This is a genomic window from Thermus sp. LT1-2-5, from assembly GCF_040363165.1.
GTDB lineage: Bacteria > Deinococcota > Deinococci > Deinococcales > Thermaceae > Thermus.
The window spans coordinates 13,696-33,345 of record NZ_BSRG01000019.1; the positions used below are offsets into that span (position 1 = coordinate 13,696).

A 19,650-nucleotide genomic window follows, 5' to 3' on the forward strand; every position below is an offset into this window, starting at 1 on the left:
ACCATGACGGTGGAACCTTTCCGGAACCAACCCATAGAAACCTTCCAGACCGAGGAGGCCCGGCGGGAGATGAAGGAGGCCCTAAAGCGGGTGCGGGCCGAGTTCGGCCGCCACTGGGGCCTCTATATAGATGGGGCCTGGGTGGACACCCGGGAGAAGATCCTTTCCCTAAACCCCTCGGCCCCGAGGGAGGTGGTGGGGAGCACGGCCAAGGCGGGGCGGGCGGAGGCGGAGGCCGCCCTCGAGGCCGCCTGGCGGGCCTTCCGCACCTGGAAGGACTGGCCCCAGGAAGACTGGAGCCGCCTCCTCCTCAAGGCCGCCGCCCTCATGAAGCGGCGCCGGCGGGAGCTGGAGGCCACCTTGGTCTACGAGATCGGCAAGAACTGGGTGGAGGCCAGCGCCGAGGTGGCGGAGGCCATCGACTTCCTGGAGTACTACGCCCGCCAGGCCCTTAAGTACAAGTACCCCTCTGTGGAGGTGGTGCCCTACCCCGGGGAGGACAACGAGAGCTTTTACATCCCCTTGGGGGCCGGGGTGGTCATCGCCCCCTGGAACTTCCCCATCGCCATCTTCACCGGGATGATCGCCGGGCCCGTGGCGGTGGGGAACACCGTGGTGGCCAAGCCCGCCGAGGACACGGTGGTCATCGCCGCCAAGGTCTTTGAGATCTTCCACGAGGCGGGCTTCCCCCCGGGGGTGGTGAACTTCCTGCCCGGGGAAGGGAAGGAGGTGGGGGCCTACTTGGTGGAGCACCCCCGGACCCGCTTCATCAACTTCACGGGGAGCCTCGAGGTGGGGCTTTGGATCCACGAGCGGGCGGCCAGGCTCGCCCCGGGGCAGCGGTGGATCAAGCGGGTTTTCCTGGAGCTCGGGGGCAAGGACGCTATCCTCGTGGACGAAACCGCCGACCTAGAGGCGGCCACAGAGGGCATCCTGGTTTCCGCCTACGGCTTCCAGGGGCAGAAGTGCTCTGCGGCGAGCCGCCTCATCGTTACCGAGAAGGCGTATGAGCCGCTTCTGGAGCGCCTTCTGGAGCGGGCAAACCGCCTGGTGGTGGGCCCCGCCGAGGAGAACCCCGACCTGGGCCCCGTGGCCTCTAAGGCCCAGGAGGAAAAAATCCTTTCCTACATCGAGATCGGCAAGGGGGAAGGGCAGCTCGTCCTGGGGGGCAAGCGCTTGGAGGGGGAGGGCTACTTCATCGCCCCCACGGTCTTCACCGAGGTGCCGCCCCAGGCCAAAATCGCCCAGGAGGAGATCTTCGGCCCCGTGCTCTCTGTGATCCGGGTGAGGGACTTCGGCGAGGCCCTGGAGGCGGCCAACGATACCGTGTACGGCCTCACGGGCGGGGTTTACTCCCGCAAGCGGGAGCACCTGGAAAGGGCCCGGCGGGAGTTCCACGTGGGGAACCTCTACTTCAACCGGAAGATCACGGGGGCCTTGGTGGGGGTGCAGCCCTTTGGCGGCTTCAACCTTTCCGGCACCGACACCAAGGCGGGGGGGCCGGACTACCTCCTCCACTTCCTGCAGATGAAGACGGTGGCCGAGCGCTTCTAGCCCCCTAGACCCTAAGGGCGCTTTGGGCTATCCTTGGGGCATGGTCCTTGCCCTCCGCTCCTGGTGGCCCGGTTAGGCCCCGGGGTGGAGGGCTTTCCCCCGGGGTATACCCCCGGGGGTTTTGCCTAGGAGGTGGGATGGAGACCATCAGGCCCTTTCGCAAGACCCTGCTCGCCGACCTGGAAACCCCGGTGACCGCCTACCTCAAGCTGGCCGAGAAGGCCCCGGTGAGCTTTCTCCTGGAGTCGGTGGAGCGGGGCCGGCAGAGCCGCTTTTCCATCGTGGGGGTGGGGGCGCGGCGCATCTTCCGCTTGAAGGACGGGGTTTTCACGCTAAACGGCGAGCCCCTTCCTACCCAAGACCCCTTGCGCACCCTCTACGAGGCGGTCTTCGCTCCCTTGGAGCGTCCCCCGGACCTCCCCCCCTTCTTCGGCGGGGTGGTGGGGTACGCCGCCTACGACCTTATCCGCTACTACGAGCGCCTTCCCGCCCTCAAGCCCGACGACCTGGGCCTGCCCGACCTCCTCTTCGTGGAGCCCGAGGTGGTGGTGGTCTTTGACCACCTGAAAAGCCTCCTCCACCTGGTGGCCCCGGGCACCGACCCCGAGGAGGCGGAGGCGCGGCTTGCCTGGGCGGAGGGGAGGCTCAAGGGGCCCTTGCCCGGGGTACCGGGGGAGCGGCCCGGGGGCCGGGCCCGGTTCCAGGCGGACTTCTCCCGGGAGGCTTACCTCCAGGCGGTGGAAAAGGCCCTGGCCTACATCCGCGCCGGGGACATCTTCCAGGTGGTGCTCTCCCTGAGGCTTTCCTCCCCCCTCACCGTGCACCCCTTCGCCCTCTACCGGGCCCTGAGGAGCGTGAACCCGAGCCCCTACATGGGCTATTTGGACCTGGGGGAGGTGGTCTTGGTTTCGGCAAGCCCGGAAAGCCTCCTGCGCTCGGACGGGAAGCGGGTGGTCACCCGGCCCATCGCCGGCACCCGGCCCCGGGGCAAGGACGAGGAGGAGGACAGGAGGCTCGCCGAGGAGCTCCTAAGGGACGAGAAGGAGCGGGCGGAGCACGTGATGCTCCTGGACCTTTCCCGCAACGATATCGGCCGGGTAGCGGCCTTCGGCAGCGTGCGGGTGGTGGAGCCCTTGCACGTGGAGTACTACTCCCACGTGATGCACCTGGTGTCCACGGTGGAGGGGGTTTTGGCCGAGGGCAAGACCCCCTTGGACGCCCTGGCCAGTGTCCTGCCCATGGGCACGGTTTCCGGGGCCCCCAAGATCCGGGCCATGGAGATCATTGAGGAGCTGGAGCCCCACCGCCGGGGGCCCTACGGGGGGAGCTTCGGCTACCTGGCCTACGATGGGGCCATGGACGTGGCCCTCACCCTGCGCACCTTCGTCATCGCTAGGGGGCAGATGCACGTGCAGGCGGGGGCGGGGATCGTGGCGGACTCGGTGCCGGATCGGGAGTACGAGGAGTGCCTCAACAAGGCCAAGGCCCTCTTGAAGGCGGTGGAGCTGGCGGAGGAGGGGCTATGAGGGTGCTGGTGGTGGACAACTACGATAGCTTCACCTACAACCTGGTGCAGTACCTGGGGGAGCTGGGGGCGAGCCCCATCGTGTGGCGGAACGACCAGTTCGCCCTCGAGGACGTGGCGGCCCTGGACCCAGACCGCATCCTCATAAGCCCCGGGCCCTGCACCCCCCTGGAGGCGGGGCTCTCCCTCCCCCTCATCGCCCGCTACGCCCCCCGCTACCCCATCCTGGGGGTCTGTCTGGGGCACCAGGCCATCGGCATGGCCTTCGGGGGGAAGGTGGTGCCCGCCCCCGTCCTCATGCACGGAAAGGTGAGCGAGATCCACCACGACGGCACCGGGGTCTTCCGGGGCCTGGAAAGCCCTTTTCCCGCCACCCGCTACCACTCCTTGGTGGTGGAGGCGGTGCCCGAGTCCTTGGTGGTCAACGCCTGGGTGGAGGAGGCGGGGGGGCGCACGGTGATGGGCTTCCGCCACCGGAGCTATCCCACCCACGGGGTGCAGTTCCACCCGGAAAGCTACCTGACGGAGGCGGGCAAACGCATTCTCAAGAACTTTTTGGAGGACCCATGGAGGTAGTGCGGAAGGCGCTGTTGGGCGAGGTTTTACGCGAGGAGGAGGCGTACGCCCTGATGCAGGCCCTGATGCGGGGGGAGGTCTCCCCGGTGCAGGCGGCGGGGGTCCTCACCGCCTTGGCCCTCCGGGGGGAAAGGCCCGAGGAGATCGCCGCCATGGCCCGGGCCATGCGGGAGGCGGCAAGGCCCCTAAGGGTGGGCCGGAGGCCCCTTTTGGACATCGTGGGCACCGGGGGAGATCACAAGGGGCTTTTGAACCTCTCCACCCTGGCCGCCTTGGTGGCGGCGGCGGGGGGGGTGGCGGTGGCCAAGCACGGGAACCGGGCGGCGAGCTCCAAGGCGGGAAGCGCCGACCTTTTGGAGGCCTTAGGGGTGGACCTGGAGGCTCCCCCCGAGCGGGTGGGGGAGGCCATAGAGGAGTTGGGTTTTGGCTTCCTCTTCGCCCGGGTCTTCCACTCCGCCATGCGCCACGTGGCCCCGGTGCGGGCGGAGCTGGGCATCCGCACCGTCTTCAACCTCCTGGGCCCCCTTACCAACCCGGCGGGGGCGGATGCCTACGTCCTCGGGGTCTATAGCGAGCGCTGGCTTTCCCCCATGGCGGAGGCCCTGGAGCGGCTTGGGGCGCGGGGGCTTGTGGTCCACGGGGAGGGAGCGGATGAGCTCGTCCTGGGGGAGAACCGGGTGGCGGAGGTGGGAAAGGGGACCTATACCCTTACCCCGGAGGCGGTGGGGCTGAGGCGGGCCCCCCTCGAGGCCCTCCAAGGGGGCACCCCAAAGGAGAACGCCGAGCGGGCCCGGCAGATCCTCAAGGGGGAGGAGAAGGGCCCGGCGGCGGAGGCCGTGGCCCTGGCGGCGGGGGCGGGGTTTTACGCCGCAGGCCGGGTGGCGAGCCTCCAAGAGGGCGTGCGCCGGGCCCAGGAGGTTCTGGAAAGCGGGGAGGCCCACCTCCTCCTGGAGCGGTACGTGGCCTTTCTCAAGGGTTAGACCCAGCTCACCGCCCCGAAGGTGTCCTCCCGGCGGGGGCTGGTGGAGAAGAGGACCACGGGAACCCCGGTGTGCTCCTCGATGAGGTCCAGGTAGCGGAGGAGGCTTGCCGGGAGGTCCTCCCGCCCCCTCACTCCGGAAAGCTCCCCCCAGCCGGGAAGCTCCAGGTAGCGCACCGCCTCGGGGGCTGCCTCCCCGGGGCGGGCCCCGTCCAGGTACTCCACCGCCACCTTCACCCTCTCCAGGCCGGAAAGCACGTCCAGCTTGGTGAGGGCCAGGCCGTCAAAGCCGTTCACCTCGCAGGCGTACTTCAGGGCCACCAGGTCCAGCCAGCCCACCCGCCGGGGCCTTCCCGTGGTGGTGCCGTACTCCCCGCCCTTTTCCCGCAGGTGGTGGGCCAGCTCCCCGTGGATCTCCGTGGGGAAGGGGCCTTCCCCCACCCGGGTGGCGTAGGCCTTGGCCACCCCGTAGACCTTGGTGATGGCCTTGTGAGAAAGCCCCGTGCCCACCAGGATGCCGCCCACCGTGGGGTGGGAACTGGTCACGTAAGGGTAGGTGCCGTAGTTCAGGTCCAGGAGGGTGGCCTGGGCCCCCTCGAAGAGGAGGCGCTTCCCCTTGCGCCAGGCCTCCCGCAGGAGGCTTCCCGTGTCGGCGATGTAGGGCCTTAGGATCTCCCGCATCCGGTAGAGGTCGGCCAGGGCCTTTTCCTCCGTGTCCCAGCCCGCCTCCTTGGTGGAGTTGGGCTTTTCGTAGAGGAGGCGGCGCACCCTCTCCCGGAGCACCGCCTCGTCCAAGAGGTCCCCCACCCGAATCCCCACCCGCCGGGCCCGGTCGGAGTAGGCGGGGCCAATGCCCCGGCCCGTGGTGCCCACGAAGTTGTGGCGGCTTTCCACGTGCTTGTGGTGGGGGAGGACCAGGTGGGCCCGTTCCGAAACCAGGACCTTGGGGTCAAACCCCTCCCTCCGGAGGCTTTCCAGCTCCTCCTGGAAGCGGAAGGGGTCGATGACCATCCCGTCCCCCAGGACGTTCACCGCATGGGGGTGGATGACCCCCGAGGGGAGGAGGTTGAGCTTGAACACCCGGCCCTCCGCCACCACGGTGTGCCCAGCGTTGGCCCCGCCCTGGTAGCGGACCACGTAGTCCGCCTCTTGGGCTAAGGCGTCCACCACCTTGCCCTTGCCCTCGTCCCCCCACTGCGCCCCGATGATGGCGATCCCCGGCATCCCCCTTAAGCTTACGCTGCCCCTTGCAAAAGGGCCATCTCCTCCGGGGTGAGAGAGATCCTGAGGGCCTCGGCGTTCTGCCGGGCCTGGTGGGCGTTCTTGGCCCCGGGGATGGGAAGGGCGCCCTTCTGGATTAGGTAGCGGAGGGCAATGGCGGCGGGGCTTGTGCCCTTGGCCGTTGCCAGGCCTTGGAGGGCGGGAAGCAGGCGCCGCACCCGGCCGAGGAGGGGGCGGTACTTGCTCCCCCGGTAGCCCCTGGGGGGTTGGTCCGGATCCAGCTTGCCCGTGAGCCAGCCCATGGCCAAGGGGCTATAGGCCATGAGGGCGATGCCCTCCTGGCGGAGGGCGGGAAGGTGGGCTTCCCAGTCCCGCTTGAGGAGGCTAAGCTCCACCTGGTTGGCGAGAAAGGGTACTTGGTGCCGCTCCAGGACACCCTTCACCACCTCCAGCTGGCCCAGGGAGCAGTTGGCCACCCCCACCCCCCGGGCAAGCCCCCGCTCGTAGGCCTCCGCCAAGGCCTCGGCCCAGGCCTTGAGGGGCACGGGGGGCCAGGGCCAGTGGAGGAGGTAGAGGTCCACCGCCTCCACCCCAAGCCGGGATAGGCTTCCCCTTAGGGCCTTCAGGAGGCTTTTCCGGGAAAGGCGCCAGGGGTAGGGGAAGAACTTGGTGACGAGAAAGGGCCTTTCCCCCGCCTCGGCCACAAAGCGGCCTAGGAGCCTTTCCGATAGGCCGAAGCCGTAGAACTCCGCGGTGTCAAAAAGCCGTACCCCGGCCCTTAGGCTTTCCCGGAAGGCCTGCCGCAGCTCTTCTTCCCCATAGCCCTGCCCATAGCCCCAGAAAAGCCGGTCCCCCCAGGCCCAGGTGCCCACGCCCATGGAGTGGGAGAAGAGGGGGTTCATGCCAGGCGGAAGGGGTTGAAGTCCGTGTCCCTATCGTAGGCGTCCAGCCCCTCGGCCCGCTTCAGGAAGCCCACCACGAGGTAGGTGAAGGGGAGCATCAGGGCCTCCACCCCCACCTTGAAGGCGTAGTTGGAGAGGAAGACGGCGAGGAGCACCTCGTTTGGGAGCACGCCGTAGAAGGCCACCAGGAGGAAAAGCCCCGTGTCCAGCCCTTGGCCCACAAGGGTGGAGCTTAGGGCCCTTAGCCAGAAGAGGCGCCCTTCCGTGCGCACCTTGAGCTTGGCCAGGACGTAGGCGTTGGCGAACTCCCCGGCGAAGTAGGCGAGGAGGCTTCCGAGGACGATCCTGGGGGTGAGGCCCAGGAGGAGGCCAAAGGCCTGGGCGAAGCGGCGGCTTTCCTCGTCCGGCGGGGCGGGGAGGGCGGCCACCGCTTGGAAGGTGAGGGCGGCGAGGAGGAGGGCGAAGAACCCGGTCCAGATCACCCGGCGGCTTTTTCGGTAGCCGTAGACCTCGGTGAGGACGTCCCCGAAGATGTAGGCCAAGGGGAAGAGGAGCGTTCCACCGTCAAAGGTGAAAGGTCCCAGGACCACCAGCTTGGTGGAGGCCACGTTGGAGACCAGAAGCACCGTGGCGAAGAGGGCGGTGATAAGGTCCAGGTACCTCATTCCTCCTCCGGATGGATGGAGGTGATGAAGGGCAGGTTCCGGTCAAACTGGGCCCGGTCCAGGCCGTAGCCGTAGACGTAGGCGTCCTCTATCTCAAAGCCCAGGTAGTGGATGGGCACCTCCACCTGGCGGCGGGAGGGTTTGGAGAGGAGGGCGGCCACGCGGACAGAGGCGGGCTTGCGGGCCTCGAGGTAGTCCAGGAGGTAGGAAAGCGTCAGCCCCGTGTCCACGATGTCCTCCACCACGATCACGTCCCGGCCGTGGATGGGAAGCCTCAGGTCCTTGATGAGCTCCACCTCCCCGCTGGAGCGGTAGGCGTTGCCGTAGGAGCTGATGGAGATGAAGTCCAGGGTGAGGGGAAGGGGGATGGCCCGCACCAGGTCGGCCATGAAGATGAAGGCCCCGTTGAGCACGCAGATGAGGTGGGGGGTCTTCCCCTGGTAGTCCTGGGCGATCTGGGCTCCTAGCTCCGCCACCCGCCTGCTTATGGCCTCAGCGCTGATCTGCACGGGTCCGTTCCCCGGCGCAAACATGCCCTTCATTCTAGCCCCACCTGGCGCAAAAGCGCCTTTTCCTCCTCCGGGGAAAGCCGCCGCCACTTTCCCGGGGGGAGGTTTCCGAGCCGGATGGGCCCCACCTGCACCCGCAATAGCCGCTTCACCGGGTAGCCCACGGCCTTGAGCATCCGGCGCACCTCCCGCTTTTTCCCCTCCGCCAAGGTGAGGAGGGCCCCTCCGGGGGCGGGGCGGCAGGCCAGGGCCTTGGCGGGGCCGTCCTCCAGCCTCACCCCTTGGAGGAGCCTCCGGCATACCCCCTCCGGCAGGGTGCCCCCCTCGGTCCAAACCCGGTAGACCTTTTGCACCCCGTGGCGGGGGTGGGTGAGGCGGAAGGTGAGCTCGCCGTCGTTGGTGAAGAGGAGGAGCCCCTCCGAGTCCCGGTCCAGGCGGCCCACGGGGTGGAGGCCGGGGATGTCCGGCACGAGCTCGTACACGGTCCTTTGCGCGTGGGGGTCCAAGCGGGTGGTGGTGTAGCCCTTAGGCTTGTGGAGGGCGAGGATCACCCGTTCGGGCAGGACTACCCGCTTGCCCGCCACCTCCACCACGTCCTCGAGGCCCACCTTCTGCCCCAGGTGGGCCACCACCCCGTTCACCCGGACAAGGCCCTCGCGGATAAGGGCTTCCGCCTTGCGGCGGCTCGCCACCCCGGCCCGGGCCAAAAACGCCTGTAGCCGCATCATGGGAAGTGGGGTTCCCGCTTTTCCTGTAGGGCTCTTAGCCCCTCTTCCAGCTCCTTTCCGCCAAACCCCAAAAACTCCAAGGCCAAGGAGAGCTCAAAGTGGGGGAGGAAGGTGCGGAGCCAGTGGTTGAGGGCCCGCTTGGTGTGGCTTAGGGCCTCCTTCGGGCCCTGGGCGAGGCGTCTGGCCACCTCCAAGGCCTTGGCGTAGACCGCTTCGTCCTCCACCGCCAGGGCCACCAGGCCCAGCCGCTCCGCCTCCTCCCCGGTGAGGGGCTCGTTGAGGAGAAGGTGGTACTTGGCCTTGGCCAAGCCCACCAAGAGGGGCCAAAGGAGCACCGCATGGTCCCCCGCCGCCACCCCTAGGCGGAGGTGCCCGTCCAATAGCCTCGCCCTCTTGCCCACCACGGCAACGTCCGCCGCCAGGGCCAAGGCCAGCCCCGCCCCCACCGCCACCTTCTCCACCGCCGCCACCACGGGCCTGGGGAAGTTGAGGGGCCCTAAGACCAAATCCCGCGCCTCCTCCAGGACCCGCATCAGGGCCTCGGGGGAGGCGCGCATCTCCTCGATGAGGGCGAAGGAGCCCCCGGCGGAGAAGACCCCGCCTTCTCCCCGCACCAAAACGGCGCGCACCCCGGGAAGGTCCTCGAGGTCCCGCCACACCCGGGAAAGGGCCCGGTGCAGGGGAGGGTCCATGGCGTTGAGCTTCTCCCCCCGGAAGGCGATTTCCAGCACCCCGGGCCTGGGCCAGGCGAAGCGGAGGGATGGGTAGCGCTCGGCCAAGTCCATACGTCCATTCTTCCCGCCCTTTTCCGGTGATACAATCCCCTAGGCATGGCCCTCTACGCGGTGGACAAGCCCCTCCACCTCACCTCGCACGATGCGGTGGAGGAGGCGAGAAAACGCCTGGGCACCCGCCGGGTGGGGCACACCGGCACCCTGGATCCCTTGGCCACCGGGCTTTTGCTCTTGGTATCCGACGAGAGCACCAAGCTCGTGCCCTTCCTTTCGGGGGAGGACAAGGAATACATCGCCTGGGTTTCCTTCGGGGCCACCACGCCTACCCTGGATGCGGAAGGCCCCGTGAGCGAGGAGGCGCCGGTGCGCCTTGACCGCAAGGACCTGGAAAGCGTCCTCCCCTCCTTCTTGGCCATGAAGGAGCAGGTGCCGCCCCTTTACTCCGCCATCAAGGTGGGGGGCAAGCGGGCCTACGAGGCGGCCCGGGAAGGAAAGCCCCTGGAGCTTGGCCCGAGGCCGGTGCGCTATGTGGAGGTGGAGCTCCTGGCCTTTGACCCTGAGCCCATCCCCCACCCCATCGCTCCCTCGGCCAAGGGGTGGCGCTTGGCGGAAAAGAACGGGCGCAAGGTAGAGCTCCCCAAGCCCCTCGGGGCCTACCCCACCGCAGTCATCCGCCTGGTGGTGGGGCCTGGCACCTACGTGCGGGCCTTCGCCCGGGACCTGGGGGAAAAACTCAAGACCAAGGCCTTCCTCTCGGGGCTCGTGCGCACCCGCATCGGCAAGGTGGGCCTGGAGCGGGCGGTGAGGCTTTCCGAGCTTTCCCCCGACAAGGCCATCCCCGAGGTGGACGTCCTGCCCTTCCCGGTGGTGGAGCTTTCCCACACCGAGGCCCGGCGGGTCTTGGAAGGGGTGCCCCTCCCCATCCCCGCCTTGGGCTACGTGACCCTGGTAGACTCCCGCAGGCGGCTTCTGGCCATCGCGGAGGGCGACGGCTTCAAGCTTAAGATCAAACGGGTGTTCGTAAAGGAGGCGTGAGATGACCATCGGCGTACCCAAGGAGATCAAGACCCTGGAAAACCGCGTGGCCCTGACCCCTGGCGGGGCGGAGAGCCTGGTGAAGCGGGGGCACACCGTCTTGGTGGAGCGGGGAGCGGGGGTGGGCTCGGGCCTATCCGACGCCGAGTACGAGCGGGCCGGAGCCCATCTGGTGAGCCGCGAGGAGGCGTGGAAGGCGGAGATGGTGGTGAAGGTGAAAGAGCCCCTTCCCGAAGAGTACCCCTTTTTGCGGGAAGGGCTCATCCTCTTCACCTACCTGCACCTGGCGGCGGACCGCACCCTCACCGAGGCCATGCTCCATAGCGGGGTCACGGGCATCGCCTACGAAACGGTCCAGCTTCCCGATGGCTCCTTGCCCCTCTTGGTTCCCATGAGCGAGGTGGCGGGGCGCATGGCCCCCCAGGTGGGGGCCCAGTTCCTGGAGAAGCCCCACGGGGGGCGGGGGGTGCTTTTGGGCGGGGTGCCGGGGGTGGCCCCGGCCAGCGTGGTCATCCTGGGGGGCGGCACCGTGGGCACCAACGCCGCCAAGATCGCCTTGGGCATGGGAGCCCAGGTGACCATCCTGGACGTGAACCACAAGCGCCTGCAGTACCTGGACGATGTCTTCGGGGGGCGGGTGGTGACCCTTACCGCCACTGAGGCCAACATCAAGAAGAGCATCCAGCACGCCGACCTCCTCATCGGGGCGGTCTTGGTGCCGGGGGCCAAGGCGCCCAAACTGGTCACCCGGGACATGCTCCCCTTGATGAAGGAGGGCTCGGTCATCGTGGACGTGGCCGTGGACCAGGGAGGGTGCGTGGAGACCATCCGCCCCACCACCCACGCCGAGCCCACCTACGTGGTGGACGGGGTGGTGCACTACGGGGTGGCCAACATGCCGGGGGCGGTGCCCCGCACCTCCACCTTCGCCCTCACCAACCAGACCCTGCCCTACGTGCTTAAGCTGGCGGAGAAGGGCTTGGAGGCCCTTCTGGAAGACGGGGCCCTCCTCAAGGGGCTCAACACCCACAAGGGCCTCCTCACCCACCCAGGGGTGGCGGAGGCCTTTGGCCTACCCTATACGCCTCCTGAGGAGGCCTTAAGGAGGTAGCGTGCAAGGGCGTGTCACGGTCACGGAAAGCGCCTTGGCCGCCCTCTTGGCCCTGGCGGCCCACGAGGTGCCGGGGGTGGTGGGCATGGCCCCGGCGGGCTTGAAGGAACAGGTGGTGCGCATCCTAGGGCGGCAGGAGGCCAGTGAGGGGGTGGTGGTGCGCCCGGACCCGGCGAACCCGGGGAAGTACACCGCCGACTTCTACGTGGTGGTGGCCTTGGGGGCCCGCATCCCCACGGTGGTGGAGTCCTTGGCGGAACGGGTGGCCTTCGCCGCCAAGCGCCTGGCGGGGGTGGAGCTTTCCCAGGTGCGGGTGCACGTGGTGGGGGTGGGGCGTGCCTAGCTGGACGCCCAAGGAGTTGGCCGAGGCCTTCCGCTACGCCACGGATTGGTTCCAGGTGTACGTGGAAGAGCTCAACGCCCTCAACGTCTACCCGGTGCCCGACGGGGACACGGGCACCAACATGCACCTCACCCTGCAGTCGGCCCGGCGGGAGCTGGACCTGGCGGACACCACCAAGATGGCTGAAGTGGCCCGGGCCATCGCCTACGGGAGCCTGCTAGGGGCCCGGGGGAATAGCGGGGTGATCCTTTCCCAGATCCTGAAGGGCTTTACCGAGGCCATCCGGAAGAAAGAGGTCTTGGACCCCCCCACCCTGGTGGAAGCCTTGCGCCTGGGAGCGGAAACGGGCTACAAGGCGGTGATGAAGCCGGTGGAGGGCACCATCCTCACCGTGGCCCGGGCGGCGGGGGAGGGGGCTAGGGGGGAGACCCTCGAGGCGGTCTTGGCCTCCGCCCTGGAGGCGGCCCAGGAGGCTTTGGCCCGCACCCCGGAGCTCCTTCCCGTGCTCAAGCAGGCGGGGGTGGTGGACGCCGGCGGGGCAGGGTACGTGCGCTTCTTGGAGGGCATTCGGGGCTATGCCCTCAAGCTTCCCCTCCCCGAGCCTCCTAAGGTGGAGCGCTACGCCCAGACCGCCTTTGCCACCGAGGAGTTCGGCTACTGCACCGAGTTCCTCATGGAAGGGGTGGAGGTGCCCATAGAGAGGATCCGGGAGGCGGTGGCTCCCTTTGGGGACTCTTTGCTGGTGGTGGGGGCGGAGGGGTACGTGAAGGGGCACATCCACACGGACGACCCCGACGGCCTCTTGGCCACCGTGGCCCGCTTTGGCCGCATGGTGCGGACCAAGGTGGAGGACATGACCGAGCAGCACACGGAGATCCTGGCCATGGCCGGGGCGGCGGAGGTGCCCCCGCCTCCCACAGGCCTGGTGGCCGTGGCCTTGGGCCACGGGGTGGCCCGGGTCTTCCGCAGCCTGGGGGCCCGGGTGGTGGCCGGGGGGCAGACGCAAAACCCCAGCGTGGAAGACCTTCTTTCTGCCATAAAGAGCGTCCCGAGCCCCAAGGTGATCCTCTTGCCCAACAACCCCAACGTGTTCCTGGCGGCGGAGGAGGCGGCCAGGCTGGCCAAAGAGGCGGGCAAGGAGGTGTACGTCCTAAAGACCCGCACCCTGGGCCAGGGTTTGGCGGCGGCGGTGCGCTACCTGCCCGAGGCGGAGCCCGAGGAGCTCCTTCCCGAGATGGAGGAGGCGGCCAAGGGGGCGGTGACCCTGGAGGTTACCTGGGCCAGCCGGGATGCGGAGGTGGACGGGATTAAGGTCCTGAAGGACAAGCCCATCGGCCTCCTGGACGGAAAGCTCGTCTTGGTGGGGGAAACGCCGGAAGAGGTCTTGGAGGGCCTGGCACGCCTGGCCAAGGAGGGGAAGGAGGTTCTCACCCTCTTCCTGGGCCCCAACACCCCCAAGGAGAAGGCGGAGGCGGTGGCCGCCCGCTTCCCCGAGCTGGCGGTGGAGCTCTTGCCGGGGGGGCCAGACCTGTACGCCTACCTGGGAGTTTTGGAGTAGCTAAAGAAATACTAAGCCTTTCCCCCTCCCCTGGGGGTACCCTGAGGGGAAAGGGGGTTTTATGTGGCGCTTGGGTTTTGCGTTGCTTTTGCTTGGGGCCTTAGCGGGGTGTGGCCTCGAGGGCACGCCCCCGCCGAGCGGGGATCTGCCGGTGGGGGGCTACGCCATCGCCGATCTTCCGGCGGCCCAGGAAAGTGGGGGCCAGGTTCAGCCGGGGGTGAGTGGTGTACCGCATCGCGCCCCAGGCGGATGCCGCCATCCAGGTGGCGGCGGTTTCCTCCACCTTGGAGCTTAGGGCGAGGCTCCGCCTCGTCCTCTTGGACGCCCGGGGGGTGGTGCAGGCGGTGAGCGTGGCCCGGAACTGGTTCGCCAACTCCTCTGCCCCTGCCCCCTTGGCCCTCTCTCCCCAGATCACCTTAGACCCCGGCTACCGCCTGAACTTCAAGGGGGTGGCGGGGGAAAGCTATTACCTGCGGGTGGAAAACTACGCCCTAAGCCAAGACCGGGTTACCCTGTACGCCGAGCCCTTCACGCCCAACCCTGCGGGGCGAGGGGAAGCCTTTTCCTCGGGAAGCAAAACCGGGGCTATAGAGTTCGTGGGCGAGTTTGACCGCTATGACGCGTCCGGTGCCGCCGGCTACCTGCGCTTTACCTACGCCGGCCCTTTAGACCTGGTGGCCCTCCTTTACAACGGCCCTGGGGACGCTTATCCGCGGACGTTAGACCCGGTGGTGAACTGCGCTCCCGTTTCCCCTGCCACCTTCCTGGTGGTGCGGGACCGGGGCCTGGCCCGGGCGGGGTTTGACGAGGTGGGAAGCGGACGGTACATCTTGGAGTTTTCCAACGATCCCTGCCCTTAAGCTCTTTGAGGGAGATGAGTTTAGGCTAAAAACACTTAAGTGAATTCTCATGCTATCTCACCGAACGAGCTCCCTGTTCAGCGGGCTTTTTAAGCCATTGTAATCATTGCAAAAATGACCGGGGCGGGTTCCATGAGGGGAGGCCCTCATGGTTCTCAGTTTCCTCCAGGCTTTGTCCGCATACTTGGGGGCGCTATGCGGGGTTTCCTGCTCTTGCTCCTCTTCGCCCTCGCCGTTGCGGGGGGTTTCGCTCAGAAGGCCCAAAAAGTCATGGTCCTCCAGGCCACGGCCTACACTTCCAGCGTCCGGGAAACCGACGCCACCCCCTTTGTCACCGCCACGGGGATGCGCACCCGGCTTGGGGTCCTGGCCGTAAGCCGGGACCTCTTAAAGGTGCTTCCCTACGGCACGAAGGTGCGCCTTCGCGACCTGGGGAGCGTGTACGGGCGGGGCAAGGGCCAGTTCGACTACCTCTTCCAAGGCCGCATCTTCGTGGTGGCGGACGTGATGCACCCCAGGATGCGGGAGAAGGTGGACGTCTGGCTCCCCGACCGGGCCACGGCGGTGCGTTTTGGCCGCCGCTTGGTGGAGCTCGTGGTGGTGGAATACCCGCGGCGCTAGGAACCCTCGGTATCCTGGTTTCGTGCGCTTTGCCCTATTCCTCGCCTGGGCCCACCTAACGCGAAGACCTTTGCAGACCTCCTTGGCCCTTCTGGGGGTGGGGGTGGGGGTGGCCGTGCTCCTGGCCGCGCTTTCCCTTACCAACGGCTTCGTGAGCGGCCTGGTGCGGGCCACCCTCAAGGCCTACCCGCACCTGGTCCTGTTTAGCTTCACGGAAGACCTCCCGCCCCTTCCTCCCCACCCCGAGGTGGAAGGGGCGGCTCCTTTCGCCGCCACCAAGGCCCTTCTCACCCGGCCGGCGGAAGGGGCCCGAGGGCCGGGGGTGGACTTCGCTACCCTGGTGGGCTTGGGGGAGGGGGGCGAGGCCTTGTACCCCGAGCTCGGCTTGAAGCTGGCGCCGGGGGGCATCTACCTGGGCTCGGCCCTGATGCAGTCCCTGGGGGCGGTAGTGGGGGACCGGGTGTACGCCCTTTCCGCCACCCAGGAGCGGGTGGCGCTTCGGGTCTTGGGCTCCTTCCGCACGGGGAACTACCTCCTGGACTCAGGGTACGCCTTTGTGGACCTGGGCTCCGTGGAAAAGCTTGCTGGCCTCAAGGCCCAGGGCTACCAGGTGCGGCTCAAAGACCCCTGGCGGGCCAAGGAGGTGGGGGTGGCCTTGGCGGGCACCCACTTCTTCCCCCAGGCCTGGCAGGACACCCAGCGCACCCTCTTGGAGCAGCTTTCCCTGCAGAAGCGGGTGCTGGGGATCCTGGTCTTCCTCATTGTGGCCGTGGCCGCCTTGGGGGTGGCCAACCTTTTGGTGCTCAAGGTGGTGGAGAAGACCCCGGAGATCGCCCTCCTCCGGGCCATGGGGGCCTCGAGGCTCACCGTGGGCTTGGTCTTCGCCCTGGAAGGGGTGTTCCTGGGGGTGGGGGGCGTCCTCCTGGGCAACCTGCTCGGCTACCTCCTTTGCCTCTACCTCGCTTTGCGCCCCTTGGACCTGCCAGGGGAGCTTTACTTCCTCACCCACCTGCCAGTGGAGATGCGCCTTTCAGACTTCCTGGCGGTGAGCGGGGCGAGCCTTTGCGCCACCTTCCTCTCCGCGCTCCTGCCCCTTATCCGCGCCTTAAGGGTCCAGCCCGGGGTGGTCCTGCGGTAGTTGCATGGGCGGGGCTTCTGCCCTAAACTCTTCTGGGCGGGCCGGTGTAGCTCAGCGGTAGAGCAACCGCCTCGTAAGCGGTAGGCCGCCGGTTCAAATCCGGCCACCGGCTCCAGACCCCCCGCCTGCGGGCGGGGGTCTTTTTGTGCTTGCCAAAAGGCTCCAAGCCATGTACACTAGGCAAGTTGAGGGCCCTCAGGGCCAGCCCCTGGTCCTGAGGGTGGTGCCCTGTGTGGGCTAAACCGGGAATCCTCCCGGGCGGATCTTGAGAACACGGGGGCAAGTCCAAGAAGAAGGGAGTGGTGGCACTGCCGACGATCAACCAGCTGGTCAGAAAGGGCCGCGAGAAGGTCCAAAAGAAGAGCAAGGTTCCGGCCTTGAAGGGCTCGCCCTTCCGCCGGGGGGTGTGCACGGTGGTGCGCACGGTTACCCCTAAGAAGCCCAACTCCGCCCTTCGGAAGGTGGCCAAGGTGCGCCTCACCTCGGGCTACGAGGTCACCGCCTACATCCCTGGCGAGGGGCACAACCTCCAGGAGCACTCCGTGGTCCTCATCCGGGGTGGCCGTGTGAAGGACCTGCCGGGCGTGCGCTACCACATCGTCCGCGGGGTCTACGACACCCAGGGCGTGAAGGACCGGAAGAAGAGCCGCTCCAAGTACGGGACCAAGAAGCCTAAGGAAACCAAAGGTGCGGCCCCGGCCAAGAAGAAGTAGGTGAGCTATGGCGCGGAGAAGAAGAGCAGAGGTACGCCAACTCCAGCCCGATCTGGTCTACGGGGACGTGGTGGTGTCGGCTTTCATCAACAAGATCATGCGGGAAGGGAAGAAGAACCTGGCTGCCCGCATCTTCTACGAGGCCTGCCGCATCATCCAGGAGAAGACCGGGCAGGAGCCTTTGAAGGTCTTTAAGCAGGCGGTGGAGAACGTGAAGCCCCGCATGGAGGTGCGTTCCCGCCGCGTGGGCGGGGCCAACTATCAGGTGCCCATGGAGGTTTCTCCCCGCCGACAGCAGTCCTTGGCCCTGCGCTGGCTGGTGCAGGCAGCCAACCAGCGCCCCGAGCGCGGCGCCGCGGTGCGCATCGCTCACGAACTCATGGACGCCGCCGAGGGCAAGGGCGGGGCGATCAAGAAGAAGGAGGACGTGGAGCGCATGGCCGAGGCCAACCGCGCCTACGCCCACTACCGGTGGTAAACCATGGCGGTTAAGGTAGCGTACGACCTAAAACGGCTCCGCAACATCGGCATCGCCGCGCACATCGACGCCGGCAAGACCACCACCACCGAGCGCATCCTCTACTACACCGGCAAGATCCACAAGATCGGCGAGGTCCACGAGGGCGCGGCCACCATGGACTTCATGGAGCAGGAAAGGGAGCGGGGCATCACCATCACCGCCGCCGTGACCACCTGCTTCTGGAAGGACCACCGCATTAACATCATCGACACCCCGGGCCACGTGGACTTCACCATCGAGGTGGAGCGCTCCATGCGGGTGCTGGACGGGGCCATCGTGGTCTTTGACTCCAGCCAGGGGGTGGAGCCCCAGTCGGAAACCGTCTGGCGCCAGGCGGAGAAGTACAAGGTGCCCCGCATCGCTTTCGCCAACAAGATGGACAAGACGGGGGCCGACCTTTGGCTGGTGATCCGCACCATGCAGGAGCGCCTGGGGGCGCGTCCGGTGGTGATGCAGCTCCCCATCGGCCGGGAGGAAACCTTCTCGGGGATCATCGACGTTCTACGCATGAAGGCCTACACCTACGGCAACGATCTGGGGACGGACATCCGGGAGATCCCCATCCCCGAGGAGTACCTGGACCAGGCCCGGGAGTACCACGAGAAGCTCATCGAGGTCGCCGCCGACTTTGACGAGAACATCATGCTCAAGTACCTCGAGGGCGAAGAGCCCAGCGAGGAAGAGCTGGTGGCGGCCATCCGCAAGGGCACCATCGACATCAAAATCACCCCGGTGTTCCTGGGCTCGGCCCTGAAGAACAAGGGGGTGCAGCTCCTCCTGGATGCGGTGGTGGACTACCTGCCCTCCCCCTTGGACATCCCCCCCATCCGGGGCACCACGCCGGAAGGGGAAGAGGTGGAGATCCACCCCGACCCCGACGGCCCCTTGGCGGCCTTGGCCTTCAAGATCATGGCCGACCCCTACGTGGGCCGCCTCACCTTCATCCGCGTCTACTCCGGCACCATCACCTCCGGCTCTTACGTCTACAACACCACCAAGGGCCGCAAGGAGCGGGTGGCCCGGCTTCTTCGGATGCACGCCAACCACCGGGAGGAGGTGGAGGAGCTCAGGGCCGGGGACCTGGGGGCGGTGGTGGGCCTGAAGGAAACCATCACCGGGGACACCCTGGTGGGCGAGGACGCTCCCCGGGTGGTCCTGGAGTCCATTGAGATCCCCGAGCCGGTTATCGACGTGGCCATCGAGCCCAAGACCAAGGCGGACCAGGACAAGCTTTCCCAGGCCCTGGCCCGTTTGGCGGAGGAAGACCCCACCTTCCGGGTGTCCACCCACCCCGAAACCGGCCAGACCATCATCTCCGGGATGGGCGAGCTCCACCTGGAGATCATCGTGGACCGGCTCAAGCGGGAGTTCAAGGTGGACGCCAACGTGGGCAAGCCCCAGGTGGCCTACCGGGAAACCATCACCCGCCCCGTGGACGTGGAGGGCAAGTTCATCCGCCAGACCGGTGGCCGGGGCCAGTACGGCCACGTGAAGATCAAGGCCGAGCCCCTGCCTCGAGGCTCCGGCTTCGAGTTCGTCAACGCCATCGTGGGCGGCGTGATCCCCAAGGAGTACATCCCCGCCGTCCAGAAGGGCATTGAAGAGGCCATGCAGTCGGGGCCCCTCATCGGCTTCCCCGTGGTGGACGTCAGGGTCACCCTTTACGACGGCTCCTACCACGAGGTGGACTCCTCGGAAATGGCCTTCAAGATCGCCGGCTCCATGGCCATCAAGGAGGCGGTGCAGAAGGGGGACCCGGTGATCCTCGAGCCCATCATGCGGGTGGAGGTCACCACCCCCGAGGAGTACATGGGGGATGTCATTGGCGACCTGAACTCCCGCCGGGGCCAGATCCTGGGGATGGAACCCCGGGGCAACGCCCAGGTGATCCGGGCCTATGTGCCCCTGGCGGAGATGTTCGGCTACGCCACCGATCTGCGTTCCAAGACCCAAGGGCGGGGCTCCTTCGTCATGTTCTTTGACCACTACCAGGAGGTCCCCAAGCAGGTGCAGGAGAAGCTCATCAAGGGGCAGTAAGGACGCATTAGGGGTGGGCCTTAGGGCCCACCCGTGCTTGCCGAAAGGAGAACGAAGATGGCCAAGGGCGAGTTTATCCGGACGAAGCCTCACGTGAACGTGGGGACGATTGGGCACGTGGACCACGGGAAGACGACGTTGACGGCGGCGTTGACGTACGTAGCGGCGGCGGAGAACCCGAATGTAGAGGTGAAGGATTACGGGGAGATTGACAAGGCGCCGGAGGAGCGTGCGCGGGGGATTACGATCAATACGGCGCACGTGGAGTACGAGACGGCGAAGCGGCACTATTCGCACGTGGATTGTCCTGGGCACGCGGAC

General features: G+C 67.3%; 22 protein-coding genes and 1 tRNA gene. 16 read left to right on the plus strand and 7 right to left on the minus strand.

The window, feature by feature from the left end; genetic code table 11:
• The first annotated feature begins 3 nt into the window (after window positions 1–3).
• The 4 genes from pruA (at window position 4) to trpD (ending at window position 4,635) form a co-directional block, all read left to right on the plus strand.
• Window positions 4–1,554, plus strand: coding sequence for an L-glutamate gamma-semialdehyde dehydrogenase (gene pruA / locus ABXG85_RS11755; protein WP_353513817.1), 1,551 nt, complete (start codon window positions 4–6; stop codon window positions 1,552–1,554).
• 137 nt (window positions 1,555–1,691) lie between these two features.
• Entirely contained in the window at window positions 1,692–3,080 is a 1,389-nt protein-coding gene (gene trpE, locus ABXG85_RS11760) for an anthranilate synthase component I (protein ID WP_353513818.1), read from the plus strand.
• On the plus strand, window positions 3,077–3,655 hold the full coding sequence (locus ABXG85_RS11765; protein WP_353513819.1) for an anthranilate synthase component II: 579 nt from the start codon (window positions 3,077–3,079) through the stop codon (window positions 3,653–3,655). The genes trpE and ABXG85_RS11765 overlap by 4 nt, the downstream gene beginning before the upstream one ends.
• Window positions 3,646–4,635 carry an anthranilate phosphoribosyltransferase gene (gene trpD / locus ABXG85_RS11770; protein WP_353513820.1) on the plus strand — a complete coding sequence of 330 codons (990 nt, stop codon included), beginning with the start codon at window positions 3,646–3,648 and terminating at the stop codon, window positions 4,633–4,635. The genes ABXG85_RS11765 and trpD overlap by 10 nt, the downstream gene beginning before the upstream one ends.
• Here the strand turns inward: trpD and ABXG85_RS11775 are convergent.
• From ABXG85_RS11775 to ABXG85_RS11800, 6 genes are read right to left on the minus strand one after another with little or no spacing between them, the layout of a single operon-like run.
• A complete protein-coding gene (locus ABXG85_RS11775; protein ID WP_353513821.1) occupies window positions 4,632–5,858 on the minus strand; it encodes an adenylosuccinate synthase in 1,227 nt (408 codons plus the stop codon). The two genes, trpD and ABXG85_RS11775, sit on opposite strands and share 4 nt — an antisense overlap.
• 11 nt (window positions 5,859–5,869) lie before the next feature.
• A complete protein-coding gene (locus ABXG85_RS11780) occupies window positions 5,870–6,757 on the minus strand; it encodes an aldo/keto reductase (protein WP_353513822.1) in 888 nt (295 codons plus the stop codon).
• Window positions 6,754–7,422 carry a queuosine precursor transporter gene (locus tag ABXG85_RS11785; protein ID WP_353513823.1) on the minus strand — a complete coding sequence of 223 codons (669 nt, stop codon included), beginning with the start codon at window positions 7,420–7,422 and terminating at the stop codon, window positions 6,754–6,756. Before ABXG85_RS11785 ends, ABXG85_RS11780 begins: the two co-directional genes overlap by 4 nt.
• Entirely contained in the window at window positions 7,419–7,964 is a 546-nt protein-coding gene (hpt, locus tag ABXG85_RS11790; protein ID WP_353513824.1) for a hypoxanthine phosphoribosyltransferase, read from the minus strand. The genes ABXG85_RS11785 and hpt overlap by 4 nt, the downstream gene beginning before the upstream one ends.
• The gene (locus ABXG85_RS11795) at window positions 7,961–8,656 is read right to left on the minus strand and encodes a pseudouridine synthase (RefSeq protein ID WP_353513825.1); all 696 of its coding nucleotides are present in this window, start codon (window positions 8,654–8,656) and stop codon (window positions 7,961–7,963) included. The genes hpt and ABXG85_RS11795 overlap by 4 nt, the downstream gene beginning before the upstream one ends.
• The gene (locus ABXG85_RS11800) at window positions 8,656–9,444 is read right to left on the minus strand and encodes an enoyl-CoA hydratase/isomerase family protein (RefSeq protein WP_353513826.1); all 789 of its coding nucleotides are present in this window, start codon (window positions 9,442–9,444) and stop codon (window positions 8,656–8,658) included. The genes ABXG85_RS11795 and ABXG85_RS11800 overlap by 1 nt, the downstream gene beginning before the upstream one ends.
• Before the next feature lie 45 nt (window positions 9,445–9,489).
• Between ABXG85_RS11800 and truB the strand changes: the two genes are divergently transcribed.
• Genes truB through ABXG85_RS11820 form a run of 4 tightly spaced genes read left to right on the plus strand, consistent with a single transcriptional unit; the run spans window position 9,490 to window position 13,440 of the window.
• Window positions 9,490–10,428 (plus strand): tRNA pseudouridine(55) synthase TruB, encoded by a 939-nt coding sequence (gene truB / locus ABXG85_RS11805; RefSeq protein WP_353513827.1) that lies wholly within the window; start codon window positions 9,490–9,492, stop codon window positions 10,426–10,428.
• Window position 10,429: 1 nt separating this feature from the next.
• Complete coding sequence (gene ald / locus ABXG85_RS11810) at window positions 10,430–11,539, plus strand: alanine dehydrogenase (protein ID WP_353513828.1); 1,110 nt, start codon at window positions 10,430–10,432, stop codon at window positions 11,537–11,539.
• A 1-nt stretch (window position 11,540) separates the two neighbouring features.
• Window positions 11,541–11,882 carry an Asp23/Gls24 family envelope stress response protein gene (locus tag ABXG85_RS11815; RefSeq protein ID WP_353513829.1) on the plus strand — a complete coding sequence of 114 codons (342 nt, stop codon included), beginning with the start codon at window positions 11,541–11,543 and terminating at the stop codon, window positions 11,880–11,882.
• A complete protein-coding gene (locus ABXG85_RS11820; RefSeq protein WP_353513830.1) occupies window positions 11,875–13,440 on the plus strand; it encodes a DAK2 domain-containing protein in 1,566 nt (521 codons plus the stop codon). Before ABXG85_RS11815 ends, ABXG85_RS11820 begins: the two co-directional genes overlap by 8 nt.
• Window positions 13,441–13,540: 100 nt before the next feature.
• On the opposite strand, the gene ABXG85_RS11825 is transcribed toward ABXG85_RS11820, so the two are convergent.
• Window positions 13,541–13,675 (minus strand): hypothetical protein, encoded by a 135-nt coding sequence (locus tag ABXG85_RS11825; protein ID WP_353513831.1) that lies wholly within the window; start codon window positions 13,673–13,675, stop codon window positions 13,541–13,543.
• Between ABXG85_RS11825 and ABXG85_RS11830 the strand changes: the two genes are divergently transcribed.
• The 8 genes from ABXG85_RS11830 to ABXG85_RS11865 form a co-directional block, all read left to right on the plus strand.
• Window positions 13,665–14,300: a hypothetical protein gene (locus ABXG85_RS11830; protein ID WP_353513832.1), complete on the plus strand. Its 636-nt coding sequence runs from the start codon at window positions 13,665–13,667 to the stop codon at window positions 14,298–14,300. The two genes, ABXG85_RS11825 and ABXG85_RS11830, sit on opposite strands and share 11 nt — an antisense overlap.
• Before the next feature lie 195 nt (window positions 14,301–14,495).
• Window positions 14,496–14,921, plus strand: coding sequence for a 3D domain-containing protein (locus ABXG85_RS11835; RefSeq protein ID WP_353513833.1), 426 nt, complete (start codon window positions 14,496–14,498; stop codon window positions 14,919–14,921).
• Between the two features lie 22 nt (window positions 14,922–14,943).
• On the plus strand, window positions 14,944–16,059 hold the full coding sequence (locus tag ABXG85_RS11840; RefSeq protein ID WP_353513834.1) for an ABC transporter permease: 1,116 nt from the start codon (window positions 14,944–14,946) through the stop codon (window positions 16,057–16,059).
• A 40-nt stretch (window positions 16,060–16,099) separates the two neighbouring features.
• A tRNA-Thr gene (locus ABXG85_RS11845) sits at window positions 16,100–16,174 on the plus strand.
• Window positions 16,175–16,358: 184 nt separating this feature from the next.
• The gene (gene rpsL, locus ABXG85_RS11850; protein ID WP_019551715.1) at window positions 16,359–16,772 is read left to right on the plus strand and encodes a 30S ribosomal protein S12; all 414 of its coding nucleotides are present in this window, start codon (window positions 16,359–16,361) and stop codon (window positions 16,770–16,772) included.
• A gap of 7 nt (window positions 16,773–16,779) precedes the next feature.
• Window positions 16,780–17,250, plus strand: a complete 471-nt coding sequence (gene rpsG, locus ABXG85_RS11855) for a 30S ribosomal protein S7 (RefSeq protein ID WP_353513835.1) — start codon at window positions 16,780–16,782, stop codon at window positions 17,248–17,250.
• Window positions 17,251–17,253: 3 nt separating this feature from the next.
• Window positions 17,254–19,329: an elongation factor G gene (gene fusA, locus ABXG85_RS11860; RefSeq protein ID WP_353513836.1), complete on the plus strand. Its 2,076-nt coding sequence runs from the start codon at window positions 17,254–17,256 to the stop codon at window positions 19,327–19,329.
• Window positions 19,330–19,386: 57 nt separating this feature from the next.
• Window positions 19,387–19,650, plus strand: a 264-nt coding sequence (locus ABXG85_RS11865; RefSeq protein ID WP_353513837.1) for a GTP-binding protein, incomplete at its 3' end; no start/stop codon positions are given.

Bases quoted from the DNA above. Each gene is read 5' to 3' on its own strand.
- trpE (WP_353513818.1), top strand. From the start codon at position 1,692: ATGGAGACCATCAGGCCCTTTCGCAAGACCCTGCTCGCCGACCTGGAA.
- ABXG85_RS11800 (WP_353513826.1), bottom strand. From the start codon at position 9,444: ATGGACTTGGCCGAGCGCTACCCATCCCTCCGCTTCGCCTGGCCCAGG.
- truB (WP_353513827.1), top strand. From the start codon at position 9,490: ATGGCCCTCTACGCGGTGGACAAGCCCCTCCACCTCACCTCGCACGAT.
- ABXG85_RS11825 (WP_353513831.1), bottom strand. From the start codon at position 13,675: ATGCGGTACACCACTCACCCCCGGCTGAACCTGGCCCCCACTTTCCTG.
- rpsG (WP_353513835.1), top strand. From the start codon at position 16,780: ATGGCGCGGAGAAGAAGAGCAGAGGTACGCCAACTCCAGCCCGATCTG.
- pruA (WP_353513817.1), top strand. From the start codon at position 4: ATGACGGTGGAACCTTTCCGGAACCAACCCATAGAAACCTTCCAGACC.
- ald (WP_353513828.1), top strand. From the start codon at position 10,430: ATGACCATCGGCGTACCCAAGGAGATCAAGACCCTGGAAAACCGCGTG.
- ABXG85_RS11795 (WP_353513825.1), bottom strand. From the start codon at position 8,656: ATGCGGCTACAGGCGTTTTTGGCCCGGGCCGGGGTGGCGAGCCGCCGC.
- hpt (WP_353513824.1), bottom strand. From the start codon at position 7,964: ATGAAGGGCATGTTTGCGCCGGGGAACGGACCCGTGCAGATCAGCGCT.
- ABXG85_RS11835 (WP_353513833.1), top strand. From the start codon at position 14,496: ATGCGGGGTTTCCTGCTCTTGCTCCTCTTCGCCCTCGCCGTTGCGGGG.
- trpD (WP_353513820.1), top strand. From the start codon at position 3,646: ATGGAGGTAGTGCGGAAGGCGCTGTTGGGCGAGGTTTTACGCGAGGAG.
- ABXG85_RS11765 (WP_353513819.1), top strand. From the start codon at position 3,077: ATGAGGGTGCTGGTGGTGGACAACTACGATAGCTTCACCTACAACCTG.
- fusA (WP_353513836.1), top strand. From the start codon at position 17,254: ATGGCGGTTAAGGTAGCGTACGACCTAAAACGGCTCCGCAACATCGGC.
- ABXG85_RS11775 (WP_353513821.1), bottom strand. From the start codon at position 5,858: ATGCCGGGGATCGCCATCATCGGGGCGCAGTGGGGGGACGAGGGCAAG.
- ABXG85_RS11780 (WP_353513822.1), bottom strand. From the start codon at position 6,757: ATGAACCCCCTCTTCTCCCACTCCATGGGCGTGGGCACCTGGGCCTGG.
- ABXG85_RS11785 (WP_353513823.1), bottom strand. From the start codon at position 7,422: ATGAGGTACCTGGACCTTATCACCGCCCTCTTCGCCACGGTGCTTCTG.